Source organism: Coleofasciculus sp. FACHB-542, from assembly GCF_014695825.1.
Lineage (GTDB): Bacteria > Cyanobacteriota > Cyanobacteriia > Cyanobacteriales > FACHB-T130 > FACHB-T130.
On record NZ_JACJPB010000059.1, the window covers coordinates 68,612 to 88,229 of the forward strand.

General features: G+C 50.1%; 19 protein-coding genes. 8 read left to right on the plus strand and 11 right to left on the minus strand.

Annotated features, from left to right (window positions below):
- Positions 1-119 precede the first annotated feature (119 nt).
- From H6F52_RS24375 to H6F52_RS24390, 4 genes are all read right to left on the minus strand, one after another.
- Positions 120-584 (minus strand): PAM68 family protein, encoded by a 465-nt coding sequence (locus H6F52_RS24375; RefSeq protein WP_190441097.1) that lies wholly within the window; start codon positions 582-584, stop codon positions 120-122.
- Positions 585-599: 15 nt separating this feature from the next.
- The gene (rpsO, locus tag H6F52_RS24380; protein WP_190415339.1) at positions 600-869 is read right to left on the minus strand and encodes a 30S ribosomal protein S15; all 270 of its coding nucleotides are present in this window, start codon (positions 867-869) and stop codon (positions 600-602) included.
- A gap of 85 nt (positions 870-954) precedes the next feature.
- Entirely contained in the window at positions 955-1,470 is a 516-nt protein-coding gene (gene ruvX / locus H6F52_RS24385; RefSeq protein WP_242031288.1) for a Holliday junction resolvase RuvX, read from the minus strand.
- Positions 1,433-2,719, minus strand: coding sequence for a GNAT family N-acetyltransferase (locus H6F52_RS24390; protein WP_190537003.1), 1,287 nt, complete (start codon positions 2,717-2,719; stop codon positions 1,433-1,435). Before H6F52_RS24390 ends, ruvX begins: the two co-directional genes overlap by 38 nt.
- 449 nt (positions 2,720-3,168) lie before the next feature.
- On the opposite strand from H6F52_RS24390, the gene cruF reads away from it, so the two are divergent.
- Together cruF and cruG are read left to right on the plus strand one after the other, a co-directional pair.
- Positions 3,169-4,089, plus strand: coding sequence for a gamma-carotene 1'-hydroxylase CruF (gene cruF, locus H6F52_RS24395; protein ID WP_190537004.1), 921 nt, complete (start codon positions 3,169-3,171; stop codon positions 4,087-4,089).
- The gene (gene cruG, locus H6F52_RS24400; RefSeq protein WP_190537005.1) at positions 4,086-5,333 is read left to right on the plus strand and encodes a 2'-O-glycosyltransferase CruG; all 1,248 of its coding nucleotides are present in this window, start codon (positions 4,086-4,088) and stop codon (positions 5,331-5,333) included. The genes cruF and cruG overlap by 4 nt, the downstream gene beginning before the upstream one ends.
- Positions 5,334-5,466: 133 nt before the next feature.
- Here the strand turns inward: cruG and rnhA are convergent, their stop codons facing one another.
- Entirely contained in the window at positions 5,467-6,345 is an 879-nt protein-coding gene (gene rnhA, locus H6F52_RS24405) for a ribonuclease HI (protein ID WP_190537006.1), read from the minus strand.
- A gap of 82 nt (positions 6,346-6,427) precedes the next feature.
- Positions 6,428-8,032: a tetratricopeptide repeat protein gene (locus H6F52_RS24410; RefSeq protein WP_190537007.1), complete on the minus strand. Its 1,605-nt coding sequence runs from the start codon at positions 8,030-8,032 to the stop codon at positions 6,428-6,430.
- A gap of 226 nt (positions 8,033-8,258) precedes the next feature.
- Here H6F52_RS24410 and H6F52_RS24415 point away from each other — a divergent pair, with 226 nt between their 5' ends.
- The gene (locus H6F52_RS24415; protein WP_190537008.1) at positions 8,259-10,388 is read left to right on the plus strand and encodes a DNA polymerase III subunit gamma/tau; all 2,130 of its coding nucleotides are present in this window, start codon (positions 8,259-8,261) and stop codon (positions 10,386-10,388) included.
- A 94-nt stretch (positions 10,389-10,482) separates the two neighbouring features.
- Here H6F52_RS24415 and H6F52_RS24420 read toward each other — a convergent pair whose 3' ends face one another.
- Together H6F52_RS24420 and H6F52_RS24425 are read right to left on the minus strand one after the other, a co-directional pair.
- Complete coding sequence (locus H6F52_RS24420) at positions 10,483-11,919, minus strand: glycosyltransferase family 2 protein (RefSeq protein ID WP_190537009.1); 1,437 nt, start codon at positions 11,917-11,919, stop codon at positions 10,483-10,485.
- Positions 11,873-12,847 carry a radical SAM protein gene (locus H6F52_RS24425; protein ID WP_190415319.1) on the minus strand — a complete coding sequence of 325 codons (975 nt, stop codon included), beginning with the start codon at positions 12,845-12,847 and terminating at the stop codon, positions 11,873-11,875. The genes H6F52_RS24420 and H6F52_RS24425 overlap by 47 nt, the downstream gene beginning before the upstream one ends.
- 379 nt (positions 12,848-13,226) lie before the next feature.
- Here H6F52_RS24425 and ebsA point away from each other — a divergent pair, with 379 nt between their 5' ends.
- The 3 genes from ebsA to rbsK all read left to right on the plus strand — a co-directional run bounded on the left by ebsA (position 13,227) and on the right by rbsK (position 15,764).
- Positions 13,227-13,601, plus strand: coding sequence for a type IV pilus biogenesis protein EbsA (ebsA, locus tag H6F52_RS24430; protein ID WP_190415317.1), 375 nt, complete (start codon positions 13,227-13,229; stop codon positions 13,599-13,601).
- Between the two features lie 26 nt (positions 13,602-13,627).
- On the plus strand, positions 13,628-14,719 hold the full coding sequence (locus H6F52_RS24435; RefSeq protein ID WP_190415704.1) for a DRTGG domain-containing protein: 1,092 nt from the start codon (positions 13,628-13,630) through the stop codon (positions 14,717-14,719).
- An 88-nt stretch (positions 14,720-14,807) separates the two neighbouring features.
- On the plus strand, positions 14,808-15,764 hold the full coding sequence (gene rbsK / locus H6F52_RS24440) for a ribokinase (protein WP_190537010.1): 957 nt from the start codon (positions 14,808-14,810) through the stop codon (positions 15,762-15,764).
- A 213-nt stretch (positions 15,765-15,977) separates the two neighbouring features.
- On the opposite strand, the gene H6F52_RS24445 is transcribed toward rbsK, so the two are convergent.
- The 3 genes from H6F52_RS24445 to H6F52_RS24455 all read right to left on the minus strand — a co-directional run bounded on the left by H6F52_RS24445 (position 15,978) and on the right by H6F52_RS24455 (position 18,689).
- Entirely contained in the window at positions 15,978-16,409 is a 432-nt protein-coding gene (locus tag H6F52_RS24445) for a nucleoside deaminase (RefSeq protein WP_190537011.1), read from the minus strand.
- Positions 16,410-16,546: 137 nt separating this feature from the next.
- Positions 16,547-18,448 (minus strand): S9 family peptidase, encoded by a 1,902-nt coding sequence (locus tag H6F52_RS24450; protein WP_190537012.1) that lies wholly within the window; start codon positions 18,446-18,448, stop codon positions 16,547-16,549.
- Positions 18,449-18,488: 40 nt separating this feature from the next.
- The gene (locus H6F52_RS24455; RefSeq protein WP_190537013.1) at positions 18,489-18,689 is read right to left on the minus strand and encodes a hypothetical protein; all 201 of its coding nucleotides are present in this window, start codon (positions 18,687-18,689) and stop codon (positions 18,489-18,491) included.
- Between the two features lie 54 nt (positions 18,690-18,743).
- Here H6F52_RS24455 and H6F52_RS24460 point away from each other — a divergent pair, with 54 nt between their 5' ends.
- On the plus strand, positions 18,744-19,142 hold the full coding sequence (locus H6F52_RS24460) for a DUF433 domain-containing protein (RefSeq protein WP_190537014.1): 399 nt from the start codon (positions 18,744-18,746) through the stop codon (positions 19,140-19,142).
- Positions 19,135-19,488 (plus strand): DUF5615 family PIN-like protein, encoded by a 354-nt coding sequence (locus tag H6F52_RS24465; RefSeq protein ID WP_190415305.1) that lies wholly within the window; start codon positions 19,135-19,137, stop codon positions 19,486-19,488. Before H6F52_RS24460 ends, H6F52_RS24465 begins: the two co-directional genes overlap by 8 nt.
- Positions 19,489-19,618: the final 130 nt, after the last annotated feature.

Consider the following 19,618-nt stretch of genomic DNA (forward strand, 5'->3'; position numbering starts at 1 on the left):
GCAAAAAATGAAAATAGCCTGGGGTTCAAACCCCAGGAAAGAGCGAGACCGATGGCAATCGTTCTCTAAACAACTTATAAGTAAAACTCACCTTTGAACTGCTGGTATTTGCGCGGGATTTATGAATCCTTTTGCCCAGCAGAGCGCCATGCTGCTGTCATCCGTCCCCAGTTCGTGGTGAACTCGTTCCAGCCGATTTTACTACCCGGTCTCTCTTCGTCCCAGGAGGCTGAGAGAACCCCGTAACTTAATCCCAGAACGCCCAACCCAAAGAAGCCCATACTCACAAGTACAACTGCGGCGTTGGGCAACTTGAACCAGTGCTGGCTAACCACGACATAACTGACAATAAAAGTCAAAATGCCTAAAGCGCTAGGAATCCCACAAAAAAGAGCCATCCGGCGAGCCATGCGTTTGCTCACCACCTCTGGGACTGCCGAAGATTCGAGCTTTCTTGGAGAAGGCGCTTGACCTTCCGCTTTGGCAGTGCTTGGGGCTGTTGGTTGGTTTTTCGCTGGTTTTTTGCGATTCTTCTTAGCGGGTTCAAACGGTAAGCGATTCCGTTGGGATTCTTCTGAAGACATAAGTTTATCGGCGGTTTAACCGCGAATACCCAGGCGACCAATCAAGGCTTGATAGCGGGGTCTATCTTCCTTTTGCAGGTAGGACAGGAGACGCTTTCTGGTACCAATCATTGTCAACAAACCTCGCCGGGAAGCATGATCCTTCTTGTTGGCTTTGAGGTGAGTGCTGAGACGATTGATGCGTTCTGTCAGCATCGCAATTTGGAGATCCGTCGAGCCAGTATCAGTTTCGTGAACCTGATACTCCGTCATAATTTCGTGTTTACGCTGTTGCGGCAGAGTCATGGATAAAGTCTATTTTTAGAATGCAGCAATCTCTCATATTATCATCTGATTTGGAAATCGGTGATGGAGAATCGGGAATTGCGAATCAATTGGGAATTTCCGATGTCTCTGCCTGTGTCTGTATCTGTGCGCCAGACGCGATATAGGTTGTTTCTACAAGTTGCTTTGCGACTTTGTTTGCGGCTCGACGTTCATCTAACCAGCGTTGCAAAATCAAAGCTGCCGCCTTGCGGTCAATTAGAGGTTTATTTTGGGAGAGCGATCGCCTTTCTGTTTTCAGCAGTTCCTCTGCCTCATAAGACGTGAGCCGCTCATCCATATATTCCAGCGGTAACTGGAGAGCCGCTGCCACTCTTGTCGCAAATTTCTGCACCTGCTGCGCCTGAAATCCTAGGGTTCCATCCATCGCATAGGGTAAGCCGACGACCAGAACTTGCACTTGTCGCTCCTCAACCAGGCGTCGCAGTTGCTCCATATCCCGCTCAAAGGAAGTGCGTTCGATCGTAGCGATTCCGGTGGCAATCAATCCAGTGCCATCGCAACCAGCTACCCCAACCCGCTTTTTACCGACATCCAAACCCAGTGCCGAGATTCTCTCCATTCTCTTCTCCCCGCTCTGTGCGGCTAGCTTTCGTGGCATCAATGGATTGGGAATTTAGCACGATTCCCCCTTTTGGAGGCAACGCTACAGAGGACGATAAATCCTTCTGCGGTTCTACCTGCGGCTTCTTATGCTTTGACTTCAGCCAAGACATCCGCCCCGGTACTGCTTTGCGAGCGGGTTGGAGACCCTGAAGCATTTCCGCCAACTGTAGCCCTTCTAGGGAAATGGGCTTTGCCTCCCGTAGCTTGTGCCACACAGAACGAGACATCAGGAGCGAGTGGGAAATTCGTTCTGCCCCCAATTGTTCCAAATATTCTTCTCGTTCTGGCTGATAGTCGGCTGAAGCCAGTTGTAAGGACTGGGAAGGGTAATCCTTAGCCATCCGAGCCATTTGAGAAAGTAGCTCCGGATATAACCAAGTGTAGGCTGGGTGTACGGTCAACTCAGCGACATGGGGTTGGGAGCCATCTCGGGACAGAAAAATTTGAAAATAGCCAATTGCTGCCTTGCGCTGCGGTTCAAATACGTAACCACTAACGCTAACTGTCTTGCCGATCCATTGCTTCAAGCTGGTGAGAAACCCGCCAGCGAAGCTAGTTTTGAAGTCATGGATGTGACGGTCATAAACTTGGCGTAGCAGCGGTGGCATTGACACCGTATCGAGTTGATAGAGTAACTGGGCATCAGCATTGCTGACTGGGAGAAGATTGGGTAAATCCGGTTCGCGCTCTTGCAGTGACGAAAGCAGCTCTGGAGCGATCGCCCAATAAGTCAGCTGAGCCAAAGGTTGAAACCCATTCTGGCGGTAGAGAGCCAGTGTTGCTTTGTTGTTAACATTGACTTCCAACACCCAGGTACGCGCTTCCAAGATTGACTCGAAGCAATAACGTAAAAGCTGCGAGCCAACTTCCGCCGGTACCCCTGTCTCCAAAACTACCTGCTCAACTCGCCAAGTGCTGCGCGTGCGGTTGAACGGTGAAACCTGGATCGTACCGCGAACTTGGTTATCCTGCTCCGCGACATAAACGCAAAAAGTGTGCTGACAAGGATTGGGAAACCAGCTCAAGAACTTCAGCGGACCAAACCAGGGTCGAATTTGATGAACTTTCCTACCCAGATTGTCCGTTGAGTAAATTTGGTCTCCTGCGTCAAAATCTTCTGCGGCTAGCCGTTCCAGCGCATCTAGATCGCGGTATTGAACGGGACGGATCGCAATTTTGGTTTCTTTAGGCAGAAATGAAGTCATGTTAAGTACATGCGCCATGAAGCCGATAGGGTCGAGCGAGCTGCTCTTGGAGAGCAAGCCCAGCTTAAAAACGCAACCAATAGGTTTTTAGTGAAAAAGCCTTTTAAGTGTTGCTGCCAATATCTTAACTGCTTTCCCCTACTGACCGCCGACCAGGAAGAGCCAAAAGCCGACTGGCGAAGAATTTATTTGATTGTCGTTTTTTTCTTTCTAAGTCCTTCTCTGGAAGTCTGGAGTCCAGCAGCAGCCTTGAACTTCGGAATATTCCAAAGGTTGATCGAGGTCGCTGTGCTAACGGGTGAATTGGACTTCTGACAGGAGATTGGGAGACTTCCAACTAAATTTGGACTCTTAAGCCACGACTAACGACGACAGCCGCACAAGCATGGGGTTATTTGACAAACATTTGTAAACTACTATTAAGAACATACAGAAGTAAGAATTCTGCAATGAAGCAACTTGTCACTGTCGAGCGTTTCTGCCTGATTGGTCATATTGTAACGATGGTTTTTGGACTGGCGGGGCTGGTGCTGGTCGTACCCCATCCTGAAATAATTATGAGTTTAGGGGAGACTGGGCAGACTGCATTCCAGTGGAGTATGGCTTGGGGTGGAGTGGTGAATATCGTCTTGGGAACGGTCGCCGTTGCCATTTATGCCTATAGAAAGTTAGGACTGTGGCACTGGCTGACTTTCATGTTGCCTGCGGTGTGCCTGTCCTTGGGAAGCGAATTGCTGGGAACCAGTACAGGCTTTCCATTTGGGGACTACAGCTACCTGAACGGCTTGGGGTATAAGATTGGTGGACTGGTACCTTTTACCATTCCCTTGTCCTGGTTTTATATGGGATTGGTTTCTTATTTAATTGCCTGCGCGGGTCTAAAAACTCGGCAAAATCCGAGCTTGGTTCGCTATGTAGGTGCGATCGCTGTAGCTGCTATGATGTTCACCTCTTGGGACTTTGCGCTGGAGCCAGCGATGAGTCAAACAATGGTACCTTTTTGGTATTGGGAACAGCCAGGAGCCTTCTTTGGCACACCTTACGGAAACTATGCCGGTTGGTTTGGCACTAGCTCGCTCTTTATCGGTGTGGGAGCAATATTGTGGAGAAAGACGCCAATTTTATTGGATCGTTCTAGGCTAGGTTTCCCGCTCATCATCTATCTAAGTAACTTTGGTTATGCAGCCGGATTGAGCTTGGCAGCTGGGTATTGGATACCCGTCTCCTTGGGCGTTCTGGTCGGTGTCATTCCAACTTTGACCCTCTGGCAAATGGCACAACCCGCAGAGATTCGCGAATCCACAACGGAAACTCCTGCGAGTTTGAAGCCAGAAATTCCAGTGACTCAAGTCAAAGTGGCGGTGAAGTGAACGTCGATTGGTTAACACTCCAGAGCGCACTATCGCTGCTGCTGCTACTCGTTCAGGCACCAGCAGTAGCGATCCTGCTCTCGCGTCTATTGAAAGGGCCGTCTCGGCGATCGCCCGTTCAACCCAATACTGCCACGCCCGAACTCTTAGGTGCTGTCAGTGTCGTGGTTCCGACTTTAAATGAAGCGGAGCGAATTAGCCCAGCGCTGGCTGGGCTAACCCGCCAAAGCTACGAAGTCCGTGAAATTATCGTTGTTGATAGTCGCTCCCAGGATGGAACTCCAGAGTTAGTTAAAGCGGCACAGCAGCAAGATCCCCGGTTTCGGTTAATGACGGACGATCCTTTACCGCCTAGCTGGGTGGGGCGTCCTTGGGCTTTACATACCGGATTTTTGCACAGTAGCGAACAGAGCGAGTGGATTTTGGGAATGGACGCCGATACTCAGGCGATTCCCGGATTGGTTGCCGGTTTGCTCAGGACAGCGAAAGAAGAGGGTTATGACCTGATTTCCCTGTCGCCGCAGTTTATCTTGAAATATCCAGGCGAGTGGTGGCTGCAACCAGCACTCTTGATGACCCTGCTTTACCGATTCGATCCGGCGGGTACAAATACTCAAGATCCGGAGCGGGTGATGGCGAACGGTCAGTGTTTCCTGTGCCGTCGCTCTGTTTTGGAGGCTGTAGGGGGTTATACCAGTGCCCGGAGTTCTTTTTGCGACGATGTGACCCTTGCCCGCAATATTGCCTCCCGTGGGTTTAAGGTGGGCTTTCTGGATGGAGCTAAGGTTTTGAAGGTGCGGATGTATGAGGGGGCAGCCGAAACTTGGAAAGAGTGGGGGCGATCGCTTGACCTAAAAGACGCTGCTTCCAGGGGTCAGATATGGGGGGATTTGTGGCTGCTATTCGCCGTTCAGGGTTTACCTTTACCTGCGTCCTTGGTTTTGCTCAGCTGGCTGCTGATGGGAACTTCGACACTCCCAGTGGTGGCTGCTGTCGGGTTAAATTTATTTCTGCTATTGATTCGGTTTGCGTTGCTACTCGCGATCGCGCCGTCTTATGAAAGCAAAGTACAATCCCCCGGCTTTCGGGGATCGGAAACAGGTAAACGGGAAAGGAACTTTGACTTTTTACTTTTACCTGTTTACTTTTATCTTTCCCCTCTGGCAGATCCTTTGGCCGTGCTGCGGATTTTTCTGTCTGCTATCCGTACTCCTAAGCAGTGGCGTGGTCGGAGTTATGGATAGTTTTGAGTTTTCAAGCAAAGGGGGAATGGGAGTGATGAGTCTTGGATTTTGAGTCATCAGAGAGTTCTTTAAATTCAAAAATCAAAACTCAAAACTCACAACTTTTTCCCACTTCCCCAAAACCAAAACTCATTTAAGAATCGAAATTACTGTTAACCGCATCCACCCGTTCTAGCTGCCAGAGAATTTGATTGCCTTCGCGGCGAACCCGCGACACAATCCAATTGCGCCATCCCCAGTGGTCTCCGCGACTGGTGACAGCGCTGGCATTGACATCCATCAAGTCAGCTAATTCAGAGCTAGTAATTAGGTAGCCTTTAGCAGCAATTTCATCAGCCACGTGGAGAGTTTCTATCAGATTACGCAGCTGGGCGACTCTCACCTCACGGGGCAGATTGTCCTGAGAATCAAGAGCAGATGGAGTAGTAGAATCTACCATGACTAGGCCGAGGTTAGGAGGGTCAGAAGATAAGTCACTCGATTGTATCGTTTTGTTATCAATAGAATTAGTGGCGGGTGAAACAATTGACTCTTCTGCTACGGGTTGTTGCAACGCAGGAGTCTTCCCCGTCGCAAAAGCCCGCGCGATCGCATCGCATCGCTCATTCCCCTCATTTCCTGCGTGACCCCGGACATACCGCCACTCGATCCGGGGAAGATTGAGTTCATCGAGTATTTCCCAGAGGTCTTGGTTGAGGACGGGTTTCCCTTCTGCTGTCTTCCAACCCTTCTTTTTCCAACCTTTCACCCATTTGGTAACACCGTTTTTCAGGTATTCACTATCGGTGTAGAGGGTGATGGGTTCTTGTTGTCCGAGGCCGTTCACGAGTTTCAATGCGCCGATTGCGGCTTGCATTTCCATTCGATTATTAGTGGTTGCCGGATCGGCGTCGCCCATTTCATAGACCGAACCATCGGTGAAATAGACAACAACACCCCAGCCTCCAGGACCTGGGTTGCCGACGCAGGCACCATCGGTATAGATACTTTGGATTGTCCGAGTCAAGGGCATGAAAGTGGTTTTGCGAGGTTGAATGGTTATTGTACAAAAAACGGGCAGCCCCAAGCGAGGGAAAGCTGCCCTGTCAGATTATTCAGGATTCTTCAGAGGGTCGTCCTAAAGATTGCTGGAGTTGCAGAAGGTCTTGCAAAATCTCTTGATGCAACTCTGGAAAATCGGCTTCGGGGAGGCTTGATAGCACCTGTTCGTACTCGATTATGGCTTTTTGGCGCAACGGATTGGGTTCTGGATTCACTTGCGATCGCTCATAGTAAGCATTGCCGATTGCTTGATGCAATCTGCCCCAACCTTCTGGGTTATTGTCTTGAGAAACGTACTTTAAACCTTCCTCGTAGCTTGCCAATTGCCCTTCATCGCCGCGCTGGTTCAAGGCTGGATTATTTTGAGCAACCTTACTTAAGGAACTCAGTAGGGGGTCCAAATTCGCTGAAAGAAGCGCCGATTTGCCGCGACCGATCCAGGAGTCCCAGTCATCCAGTTTGAGTTGCAAAGCTTGGTCGTAGCTGGCGATCGCTTCCTCATATCGAGCTAAGCGGTGTAGGGTCTCGCCTCTTACCATCCAGACTTCTGAATAGTTGGGTTGGAGTTGCAGAACCCGGTCAAAACTAGCCAGCGCTTCCTCATAGCGGTTCAAGTTTTCTAGCGCTAATCCCCGATTGTAGAAGGCTTCTGGGTCGTTTGCTTTAATTTCTACTGCCTTGTCAAAGCTAGCGATCGCTTCTTCTAAACGGTCTAAGTCCTGGAAAGTATTGCCTTGGTTGTTCCAAGCTTCGTAAAAGTCGGGTTTAATTTCTATCGCCCTGCTAAAGCTGGCGATCGCATCTTGCAACTGTCCTAAATTTTTCTGCATCACGCCTCGGTTGTTCCAGGCGATATAGTTATCCGGGCTAATCGCCAAGCAACGATCGTAGCTAGCGATCGCATCTGATAATTCTCCAGCACTGGCTTGCTGATTGCCTTGATTAAACCAAGCTTCGGCTTCCTCTGCACTCGATGGATTTTCTGCTTCCTCGGCGCTGGATGGATTTGCCGCATTGAATTGATTCACCAATGCTTGCACAATGACTTGTGGATCGGTCGTCTCAATTTGCAGTTGCTCGGAAATTTGCTGAAGTAAACCGCTATCCTGTTGCAACATCACCAACAACTCATCCAGGGTGACTGTTTTGAGTTCTCCGCCTTCCTCCCCTTCCTCACTAACTGCGGGGACTTCCTCCTCCGGCGCGTCGAACTCCTCGTATTCATAGATAGAAGAGACGGGTGGGGGGTTTACTGCTCGTGCCGGAGCGTTTCTCGTCAGCAGTTGCATCCCAATATCATAAGAAACTTCCCCGATTTCTCCGCAGCCCACCTGACCAAGCTGCACCATTCGCGCCGCTAACTCATTATTAGGTGCAGGGGAAGCTAATAATCTTTCCCCAAAGCGGTTCAGCCACCCCACCCATAGGGATGATTGACCGCGATCGCCCAGAGACTCAAAAAACCGTAAAACCCGGTCTTGCTGCCAGCCATGCGCGACACCTTCGAGCAGTTGGCTGTACAAAAATTCATAATCTGTATCCGTCAGGGGTTTAGGGGGTTCCGAGCGAACCGAGGCGGGTGTTGGGTTTCGCCTGCCGCCCGTTCCAAATAAACGCTGAAACCACCTTACCAGCGATCGCCATAGTTGCTTGAGCATTTGCTAGAGTCCCCCCGCCCTTACTTTCTCAGATTTTATCTAACGGGCTTGAACAGTTTACTGGCTATTATGAGCTTTTGATCGGTTAACCGTAATGTTTGCTTTCCAGAAAACCACACCAAGTCTCTGAAGACAACCAGAAGGCGATCGCATCCGGTTCGACTAGAGCAACACGTTACACTTTTATCGACACCTCTGTCGCTTATCTGTCTGACGAAACCCTGCCGTGACCTACGAACCCCTACATCATAAGTATCGCCCTCAGACGTTCGCGGATTTGGTGGGACAAGAAGCGATCGCCCACACACTCCGCAACGCCATCCGTACCGAACGGATTGCTCCCGCCTATTTATTCACGGGTTCCAGAGGAACGGGCAAAACCTCCAGCGCCCGGATTCTGGCAAAGTCGCTGAACTGTCTTCAGAATAGTCAGCCGACAGAACAACCTTGTGGCGTTTGTCCTGTTTGTCAAGGAATCGCCAAAGGTTCAGCGCTGGATGTAATTGAAATCGACGCCGCTAGCAACACCGGCGTGGACAATATCCGGGAGATCATCGATCGCGCCCAATATGCCCCCGTTCAGTGCCGCTACAAAGTGTATGTGATTGACGAAGTTCATAGTCTCAGTTCAGCTGCGTTCAATGCCTTGCTGAAGACGCTAGAGGAGCCACCCAAGCACGTTGTCTTTGTCCTGGCGACCACCGATCCGCAGCGGGTGTTACCGACAATTATTTCTCGCTGTCAACGCTTTGATTTTCGCCGCATTCCCTTAGAGGCGATGGTGGAGCATCTGGGAAAAATTGCCCAGTTGGAAAATATCAACATTACTTCCGAGGCGATTACCTTGGTGTCTCAAGTGGCTCAGGGAGGCTTGCGGGATGCGGAAAGCCTGCTCGACCAGCTCAGCCTATTATCCGGTCAAGTGACGGTAGAGGCGGTCTGGGATTTAGTGGGAGCGGTGCCAGAACGAGATTTAATGGAGTTGTTGAAGGCGATCGCTCATTCCGATCCCGAAGCAGTTCTGGAAAAAGGTCGTCACCTCATGGACAGAGGCAGAGAACCGCTGATTGTCCTCCAAAATCTTGCCGGTTTCTACCGCGATTTACTGATCGCCAAAACTGCCCCCAAACGCCCGGATTTGGTAGCCGTGACCGCGCCTACCTGGACTCAGTTGTGCGAATTTGAGGAGCTGGACATCCCGACAATTTTGCAGGGGCAAAAGCACCTTAAGGACAGCGAAGTTCAAATTAGAAATACGACTCAGCCGCGCCTGTGGTTAGAAGTGACGCTATTGGGATTGTTGCCATTAGCTAATAGCGGTCAGCAGACCCGGGCAGGGAGCAGTGTGAATCTGAATCGCCCGCGTGTCGAGCCACAAGAGGCAAGAGTCGATCGGGCGTCCACACCCAACACTCAACACTCAACTCCTGCCCAACCCGCTAAGCCAGTCGTTGAACCCGTTGTTCCTAGTGTTCCGCAGATTCAGCAGGAAGCGCCACCAAAGACGCCCTCAGCGGCGGCACCACCACCAGAACCGAGAGAATCGACCGAACCTCCTGCGCCAGTTTCTCAGCCGGGAGAGGGTACGGATCGAAGTGTCGAACTCGATCGAGTTTGGCAACAGGTGATTAATCACGTCCAGCTATTTGGGACGCAAGAATTTTTGCGTCAACGATGTCGCTTACTAAACTTTAATGGTCGGGAAGCAATCCTGAGTGTCAGTTCAACGGGTTTGTTAAAGTTAGCCCAGACAAAATTGCCAGATGTGGAAGCAGCTTTTTCAAAAACCTTTCAATCTAAGGTAAAAGTCAGCTTTCAAGTTAGCGGGGGGGCTGAGGTGAAGTCTCATCCTGCCTCAAAACCGCCAAACGCTGAAAGGTCTAATTCTTTGGAAACATTGCCCAGTAAAAATTCCGTAGGAGCGATCGCATCTGGGACACCAACTCCTCAATCACCGCCCGTACAGCCTTCTAGGGAAAGCAAGAAAGAGAATGGCGCTAGTAACGATTTAGCACCCCCTTCCAGCAGTCCGCTGCCGTCAAAGATGCCACCGCAGGCGAAGCATGAAGTTAAGAACGGCAGTTCTACAGCTTCCCGAACTCCAGCCGCTACCGCCCAACCACCCGCACCGCCCGATTTAGAGTGGGACGATGAAGTCGCGATCGCTGCCAAACGGCTCGCGGACTTTTTTAAAGGGGAAATTGTCAAGCTGGCTGACGAACGAGAGGAAAATTTGGAGACTTTAGATTTACCATCTCTTTCCGAGATGCCGACGCGCTTGCCACTCGCAGAGATGATTGATTCTGCCGACGAGCTACTCAATGAGTGGCAAGAAGATGATGATGTAGGGTTTTAGACTAAGAACACGGCAGGGCTGCGTCCTATTTAAAATAAGGGACACGGTACTGCCGTGTCCCTTATTTTAAAACTCAAAACTTAAAACTCAAAACTTAAAACTCAAAACTTTCCTCGCTACTGCCTTGATGCACCGTTTTAATCCATTTCAGCCGCTTCGGTCGCACGGACATCCGGGCGGTAGTAGCCGCGATGATTACCATCCAGTGCAACATATAAAGGACACCCCGTAAGGTTTGCAATAGGGTGACGAAAAAGACCGATGCAGTCAATTTCTCTTCTTTATGGGTGCGGCGCAGACCGACGAACATCCCCATCAGAAACAGAATGAACGTCATTCCGGTGATGGGGCTGAGAATCGGCAGACGATTCCGCGCGATCGCCATTAGGCAGTCGGGCACGGCAGCGGCGGGGAGAATATACTGGGTGAGCAAAAACGAGAACACATCAATGCTTTTGAGGGTGCCCATCCGGTTTGAGACCAGCAGACGCCAGTAGTCCAGATAGCGCTGGAATCCCCCTTCTGCCCATCGATTGCGCTGATGCCACAGTGCCCTAGCACTGGTGACGCCTTCCTCATATACGGGGGGAAAGATCAGAAATTCGATATCCCACCGATCCAGGTGTAAGCGGATCGTTAAATCCAAGTCGTCCGTGATGGTTTCCTCATTCCACCCACCGCAATGCTCCAAGGCAGCTCTGCGGACAAATTGACCGTTGCCTCGAAGTTCCCCAATCCCGCCAATGCCAATGCGTTGCTCCTGGAAATAGGAATCCAGTGCCATTTCTGCCATCTGACCGCGAGTCCAGAAATTCAGCGATGGGTTCGCGATCGCTTTTCGCATCTGCACGGCTCCCACCTGTTGCCGCTCAAAACTTGGGCAAACCCGACGCAGCATATCTGGTGGCACTTGGGCGTCGGCATCAAATACCCCGACAATTTCTCCTCGCGTCAGGGACAACACTTGATTCAGCGCTCCCGATTTGCCGCCAACCCCATTCGCACTTCGGCGCAGGACTTTTAACTGGCGATATTCCTTCGCCAGATGCTCTAACACTAGGGGGGTTCGATCGGTGCTGTGGTCGTCAATCACCCAAACTTCATACCGATCTACTGGGTAGTCCTGATTACACAGCATTTTCACCAGGTTGCCAATAACAGCTTCCTCATTTTTAGCTGCCACCAGTAGGGAAACAGAAGGCCATTGGTCTTTTGTTGCTTCCGACAACGGCGCTGGGACTGGTCGGGGTCGCGCGAATACGACGCGGAACGCTTGAATCACCAACAGTCCGGTCAGTCCTAGGACTAACCACGAACCCCAAACAAACAGATGTAGGGCAATGATGCTGCCCCAAATCACCGTTAAGGCGAACGCCGCTTTGCGTCGGCGTCCTGCCAGTCCCTGAAAAAAGTCGCTCTCAAATTCTTCTGTAGAAACTTCATTGATTGCGTCTCTACATTCAGACAACAGAGAATCGAGCGGTTCAAGCTCGTTGTAAGAATCTTTTTCGGGCCAGGAATTCTCCGGCATAGGTTACTTGATTCAACCACCAATACTTATCTACACCCATAAAGAAGCTGGGGATCAGGTAACACCATACCGTACATCCTTCGCACACGGACAGCTTGCCCTGAGATTGGCGGTAGGATTCTACTTCCTCTGACTGGCGATAGAGGTCGTAAAGCTTACCGTTAATGGGAACGCCGGTTTGGGCAAAGTGATAGCAAGGTAGGAGTAGCTTGTCGTCGGGAGAAATCGCAATTACTGCATCTACCGCTTTACAGCGGGGATTTTTCGTATCATTCCCCCCAGCTTCAATGAACGCCAGTGCAGCCTTATTGTATCCGACATTCTTATATTTCTTGGCGGCGGCTTGAATTGCTGCCACCATGTCTGGGGTGGGATTCTTGTTGGAATTGTAGTGGTCGTGGGCGGTGAAAGCTGGGTTGAGCCATACCCTGACGCCTAGGCGCAGACCGAGTTCTGCGACTTCGTTAATGTGCTGATAATTTTGGGCGGTGACGGTGTGGTTGAGAACGGGTTGTTCGCCGAGTTCTTGTGCTAGAGCAACCGACTCAACCAGGGTGTCAAAAATTTTCACTCCCCGCGAATGGTCGTGGGTTTCAGCATCTGCACCATCTAGCGAGAAATTCAAGAAGTCAACTAATCCTTGAATTTCTTTGGCTTTTTTCGGGTAAAGAATTGTATTCGTCGTCATGCTGGTCCAGAATCCCTGCTTTTTGGCTTCAGCGTAAATCTGACCAACATCTGCACGTAGCAGGGGTTCGCCACCCGTAAAGTCTATATACTTCAGACCCAACCGGCGCAAGTCCTTTAAGTTGTGTTGAATCGTGGCAAAGTCAGCTTCTTGGGGTGGCTCTAATGCCCAGATGTTACAAAAATGACATCGGGCGTTGCAGCGATAAGTTAAGTAGTAATTAGCAACTAAAGGAGGCATAGATTTCTCGCGTGAATAATTCCCTAACTTTATTCAGTCAGCGTAAACTAATCGGCAACAGATAGGAAGTTTTACTCAGGAATCGGGGAAAAGGGGAAAAAAATTCGCTACAAAGGGAAAAAAGGGGAAGGAAAACGAAAATTTCTCTACTACTCTTTCCTGCTCTTTCTCCCTCCCACATAGTCCTTAATTCCTTTAATGAATGAATTTATCCTGGGGAGGACGCGGGAACCTGTATATTAAGGTAGAATCACCATTAGCTCCACCGTCCAAGGCTAGAACTCTAAGCTATTGTGTTCCCAATCGGCTGTCAGAGCGCAGAAAATTAGGGACAACGCCCTACTGCCAGTCAGACGGAAATTGAGGAAGATTTAAGACAATGTCAATTGACCAACTTCAGCCTGCAAACCAAGGGGATGTCAGTGTCTACATGCCCTACTACCAGGGCAATAAGCGGAATATGTTGCCCTTGGCAATTAGCCTGTATCAAAAAGGGTCTTTAGAAGGGAATCGCAAAATAGAAGGCGGCGATAGCATTCCTTTTGTTGCCACCTGGTATGTGTCTAGGCTCCCATTGGATTTGACCCGTTGTCGGTTGCAGTTTGATGGAAATGCGGAACTGAGTTACGAAGTGATGATGGCAAATTCAGAGTTAGTCGATTTTTTAATCGATGTAATTATGAATTTCAAGCGCACTCGCACAATCGACTTTTCCCACGCGTTCTATCGTAAGCTGCTACGAGCAGATGGTTGAACACTGTAGAAATGAGGAGTGAGGGTGTGCCAAAAGCGGCTAAATATTTGCTTATCGGGTCAACAGAAGCTTACAGTGGCAAGTCAGCAACGATCTTGGGGATTGCCCATCAGCTGAAAGAAAAGGGGCTGGATATCGCCTATGGGAAACCGCTGGGCACCTGTTTAAGTGAATCGCAAACAGATGCGATGGAGGAGGATGTCCGGTTACTCGCTCAGGTATTGAAATTACCAGAAAATCGAATCAGACCGACTCTGCTGTCTCTGGATGAAGAGACGATTCAAAGACGCCTATCTGGAGAAGACCAGACGGATTACCGTCTGTCTCTGGAGCAGTATCGACGGGTGCCTGGTGCCCCAATGGTTTTATTAGAAGGGCCAGGAACTTTGGAAGAAGGCAGCTTATTCGACTTGTCTCTGGGACAGGTTGCTGAGGCGGTTGATGCGGCTGTTTTACTGGTGGCTCGTTTTCACTCGGTTCTATTGGTGGATGCGCTGTTGTCAGCTAAAAAGCGGCTGGGCGATCGCTTAACGGGTGTTTTGATAAACGATATTCCCGCAGCTAATCTGGAAGCCGCTGAGACGCTCGTACGACCTTTTCTAGAGCGGCAGGGGATTCCTGTGTTGGGAATGTTGCCAAGAAGCGAGTTGCTGCGGAGTGTCAGCGTTCGGGAACTAGTCAGCCAATTGAAGGCAGAAGTTCTGTGCCGTCCAGATCGGCTGGATTTAATGGTACAAAGCTTGACAATTGGCGCAATGAATGTAAATTCTGCGCTGAAGTATTTCCGTAAGGGAACGAACATGGCGGTGGTGACGGGAGGCGATCGCACGGATATCCAGCTAGCCGCCTTGGAAACTTCCACCCAGTGCCTGATCTTGACTGGACAATTGCCGCCACAACACTTTATCCTCAGCCGCGCTGAAGATTTAGAGATTCCGATTTTGTCGGTTGACCTGGATACGCTGACGACTGTAGGAATTATTGACCGTGCCTTTGGTCAAGTGCGGCTCCACGAACCGATTAAGGTCGAGTGCGTTCGCCAGATGATGGCTGAAAACTTCGATATTGAGCGGTTAATGGCGACTTTGGGTTTAGAACCGGCGGTTACGGTGCAGTAAGCGAGTCCGAAGCGTGGTGAATGTTGAGTTCTGAGTTAGGAATCCCTTTAATTCAAAACTCAAAATTCAAAACTTTCAAGAGCGACCAATGACCAAAGTTATCGTCTTCGGCAGCATTAACATGGATCTCGTGGCGCGATCGCCCCGATTGCCAGTTGCTGGCGAAACGCTACGGGGTCATGACTTTTTTACGGCTGCGGGTGGGAAAGGAGCGAATCAAGCGGTAGCAGTGGCGCGGCTGGGGATTCCAACTCAGCTTGTGGGGCGTCTGGGTGCCGATAATTTTGGACGCGAACTCCTCGCCAATCTTCAAGCGTCTGGTGTCGAGACTGGGGCTGTCTTGGTGGATGAGGCGGCTCATTCTGGCGTCGCAGCGATCGCTGTGGGTGGGAGGGGAGAAAATCACATTATCATCGTCCCCGGTGCCAATGGGCGCGTGAACCAGGAGGATGTCGGACGCCTTAGGGATTTGTTACCCGGTGCTGCTGCATTGCTCCTTCAATTCGAGATTCCGATGCCAGCCGTTGTAGCTGCGGCTAGGGCAGCCCGACAAGCCGGTGTCCAGGTGATTCTCGATCCCGCACCTGCTATCGAGATGGGAGATTTTGCGTCTGTTTTATATCCGTTGGTTGACATTATCACCCCCAACGAAATTGAGGCGGGGCAATTGGTGGGTTTTGCGGTGGATGGGCAAGAAACCGCTGCCAAAGCAGCCGCAGCTTTACGTCAACAGGGCGTCGGTACTGCAATTGTGAAACTAGGCGATCGCGGTGTCTTCTGTGCCACACCGGAGGAAACATTCTTCGTCCCCGCTTTCCCCGTTCAGGCAGTTGACACTGTTGCGGCTGGGGATGCGTTTAATGGGGGATTGGCAGCAGCTTTGGCTTCTGGGCGTCCTCTGCGTGAGGCAGTAGTCTGGGGTGCTGCCGCTGGTGCGATTTCAGCAACGATTGCCGGTGCCCAGCCTTCTTTGCCCGATAGAGAGACGTTCGACACATTTCTCAGAGAACGAGGGATTCTATCTCTAAGTGGAACAGGGGAATAGAATAACTAGATTTTTATGAGAAATGGCGTATTTGGTAACAAGAATTCCACCTTTTCAAGGTATATTTAAAAAATGGAAATCTATTTCAAATAAATATTAAAGCTTAGTTCTTCCTTATCAAATTTATTATATCAAAAAAAATTAATAACTTCTAGTGGGTAAAACAAAAAAAATTCCCTGTAGAGTTAAATTTAGAAGTAATTTACTTGGAAATTACTTGCCAATATCCTCATTCCACAACTGGGGATTATTCTGGATGAAATCGCTCATTAACTGCTTGCAATCATCCAGGTTTAAATCAATCACTTCAACGCCGTGAGATTCCATGAATTCCTTGGCACCGGAGAAAGTTGCAGATTCACCGACGATGACTTTTTTAATCCCAAATTGGACAACAGCACCCGCACAGAGGTAACAAGGCATCAAGGTAGAATAAAGCGTTGTATCTTTGTAGCTGCCGATTCTGCCAGAATTGCGTAAGCAATCGATTTCTGCGTGGGTAACAGGGTCGTTGTCTTGGACGCGCTTATTATGTCCTCTCCCGACAATTTGCCCATCTTTAACTAGAACTGAACCAATGGGAATTCCCCCCTCGCTGAGTCCCTGTTTAGCTTCGGCGATCGCATCTGTCATAAAGTCGTCCATAACAGTCTAATTGTCAACAATTTAGTTTGTTTTAGAATACTGCTTTTCTGTGCAAAAGGTTCTGTTTTCAACGCAAAGGTAAGCGTAGAGGTACGCAAAGTTTAGACTTTGCGTACCTCTATTGGTAAGAATAGGGACTATGGGTTTAGTACGCCGGAATGTCCGGGGATGTCTCCTAGCGGTTCACAGCGTCCACCTAAGTATTTAGAGAGAAACTCTTCTGCGATCGCGTAAAAGTGCAGTCGGTTTTCGGGACGGGCGAAACCGTGTCCTTCGTCGGTGTAAAGGGCGTATTCTACAGGCTTATTTGCCTTTTGCATCGCCTCGACGATTTGTTCGCTTTCCGCCTGCTTCACCCGTGGATCGTTAGCACCTTGGGCGATTAGCAAGGGTTTAGTTATGCGGTCAACGAAAAATAAAGGCGATCGCGATTTGAGAAATTCTTCTTCCGTCTCCAAGTTGCCGACCCGATAGTAGAAATTCGCCTTCAGCGGTTCCCAGTAGGGCGGGATACTTTGCATCAGCGTAATCAGGTTACTCGGACCAACGATGTCCACACCGCAGGCAAAGACATCCGGCGTGAAAGTTAATCCCACTAGGGTTGCGTAACCGCCGTAAGAACCGCCCATAATGGCAATCTTTTGCGGGTCGGAGATGCCTTGTTGCACCAGCCAGTTGACGGCATCAATGAGATCGTCGTGCATTTTCGCCGCCCATTCCCGGTTGCCAGCGTTGACAAAGGCTTTGCCGTAGCCGGTGGAACCCCGGAAATTCACTTGCAGCACCGCGTAACCCCGGTTTGCCAACCACTGCGCTTGCGGGTCGTAACCCCAAGTATCTCGCGCCCAAGGGCCACCGTGAACCAGCAATACGGTTGGTAAATTCTGTGCGGTTATTCCTACAGGTGTTGTCAGGTAGCCGTGAATCGTCAAGCCGTCTTGGGCTTGGTAGGAAATCGGTTGCATGGATGCCAGCGACAACCCTTCTAGTGTGGGTTTGTTGCTGAACAGGAGGGTGCTGGTCTTGGAATCTCGATTATAGGCGTAGTAGTAGACCGGGCCGTCATCGGTGAGGAAAGCGACTAGCCAATTTTTGTCGGCAAGGTCACGGGAGGAAATGCCGAACTCTCCGGGACGAATTTGGGCGATCGCTTCAAAATCTGCGGCGATACTTTGGTCAAGTACCTGCCATTCTTGTTTCTCTTTGTAGAAAGAAACCGCCTGGATCACTCGTGTAATCGGGTGAATGACGATGCCGCCTAGATCGTATTGCGGATCTTCGGCAATTACTGTTTCTTCGCGAGTAGTGACATCGAAAGCAATCAGGCGACTAGCGTTGGCATCGTGACTGCCGCTGATATAAAGCGTTTTGCCATCTTCCGAGAAGCTAACGGCACCGCCTTCATCATCTGGTCCCCAGTGACGCAGCGTTTCCCAATCGCCTTGGGTTGTTTCCCGGAATAACAGGTCAGAACCCCCATCAGGAGTTGCAGCGGTGGCGGCACGTACCTGGAATTGGGCGTCTACTGTCCAGCTAACTACATTGCCTGGGTTTTCGGCGTATAAGTCAACCGCACCGTTTGCCAGGTTAATGCGGTAAACATCAAACTTTTGTAAGTCCTTCAAGTTCATCCCCACCAACACTTGATCGGGAAACTTGGGGTCAAGATCCACTGGCTGTGCTTTCACCCCTTGGAATGGCGTTAAGTCGCGGACAATATTGGAGTGAATATTGACCGAATAGAGGTGAAAGTTCTCGTCGCCATCTGAGTCTTGCATATACATCAGCTGGTCGGCGTTATAAGTCCAGAAGAAAATCCGGATGCCGCGCTTCTTATCGGCGGTGAGTTGGCGGTCGTCTTCCTGTCCGACTGTCCGCAACCACACCTGCAAGACATTCTTCTCGTCAGGGGCGATGTACGCCAGATACTTACCATCCGGTGAAAGTCGCGGACTGGTGCGTTCTGGGTTGCCGAAAAGAATCTCGCGGGGAATCAGCGGCGGTAGTTGGGTTGCCGATCGCTCAATAGTTGATTGCATTTTTACCTCTTACTACTCGATCTCCTTATTCTTACTTTGCTCATAGAACTCGCGAATCCCCCAGTATGGTTAACCGACCCGATAAAGCGCGAACTGACAAGTCAGCGCAAGCTATCACGCTTTTGATGTTGGGGAGAATGCGATCGCTTTGGCTGTGACGGGGCGAGGATGCGATCGTGTGCCGATACAAATTAGGATAGCCAAACAGTTGTCTTGACGACGCTTGTGGATTAAATGACATATCATACGACGTAATATATGATGTGTATAATATTGGCACGCTGAGGAAGAATCAATGGCACGTTACTCCTTGAACTTACCGACTCAGTTAAAGCAAGATGCCGAAAAATATGCAGCTTCCCAAGGTGTTTCGCTAAATCAATTCATTTTGTGGGCTGTGGCAGAGAAGGTAGGGGCGCTAAGCCAGCAACTCGACGATCCGGCATTTCCTGAAATTACATACCGTCGCGGCGCTAGCGGTCAGCCAATGCCTTTTCTGCGCGGGAGTGGCTTGCGCGTGCAGACAGTGGTAGTTGCTGCGAAACTTTGGGGTTTATCCCCGAAGGAGATTGCTGCTGAGTATGGGTTGAGTGAGGCTCAGGTGAAGCAGGCTCTAGCTTACTTTGGAGCGCACGCGGCGGAAATAGAGATGGCGATCGCATCTGAAGAAACTCTTGAAGCGGCAAATGTCTAAACCGCTGTTGCACCTTGATGCCGATACATCTATTAAAGCCCTACATCAAGCCTTAATTTCTCGCGGTCACGATGTCACCCGAACACCAACTGATTGGATGCCTTTAGATGCCAGCGATGAGGCTCAGTTATTAGGGGCTACGGCACAAGGACGGTGTATCTTTACCTTTAACATCCGCGATTTTTTGATTTTAGCCGAATACCCCCAACATGGCGGCATTATCCTGGCGGCTCAAAGCAGTTGGACACTCTCGGATTTAATTGCTGCTCTAGATCGCCTGCTGTCAGAGACACACGCATCTGAGTGGATCGGGCAAGTACGCTGGCTGAACCAGTGGCGAACATAAGCGATAGCTTGCGCTGACTTGTCAGTTCGCACTTTGTCTTGGTGAAGGATGCGATTTACTGGGTTTGCTCTGTTCGCTTTACACACGATGCCTGAAATGAACTGGGAGAATTTTGAGTATGATGAAATTA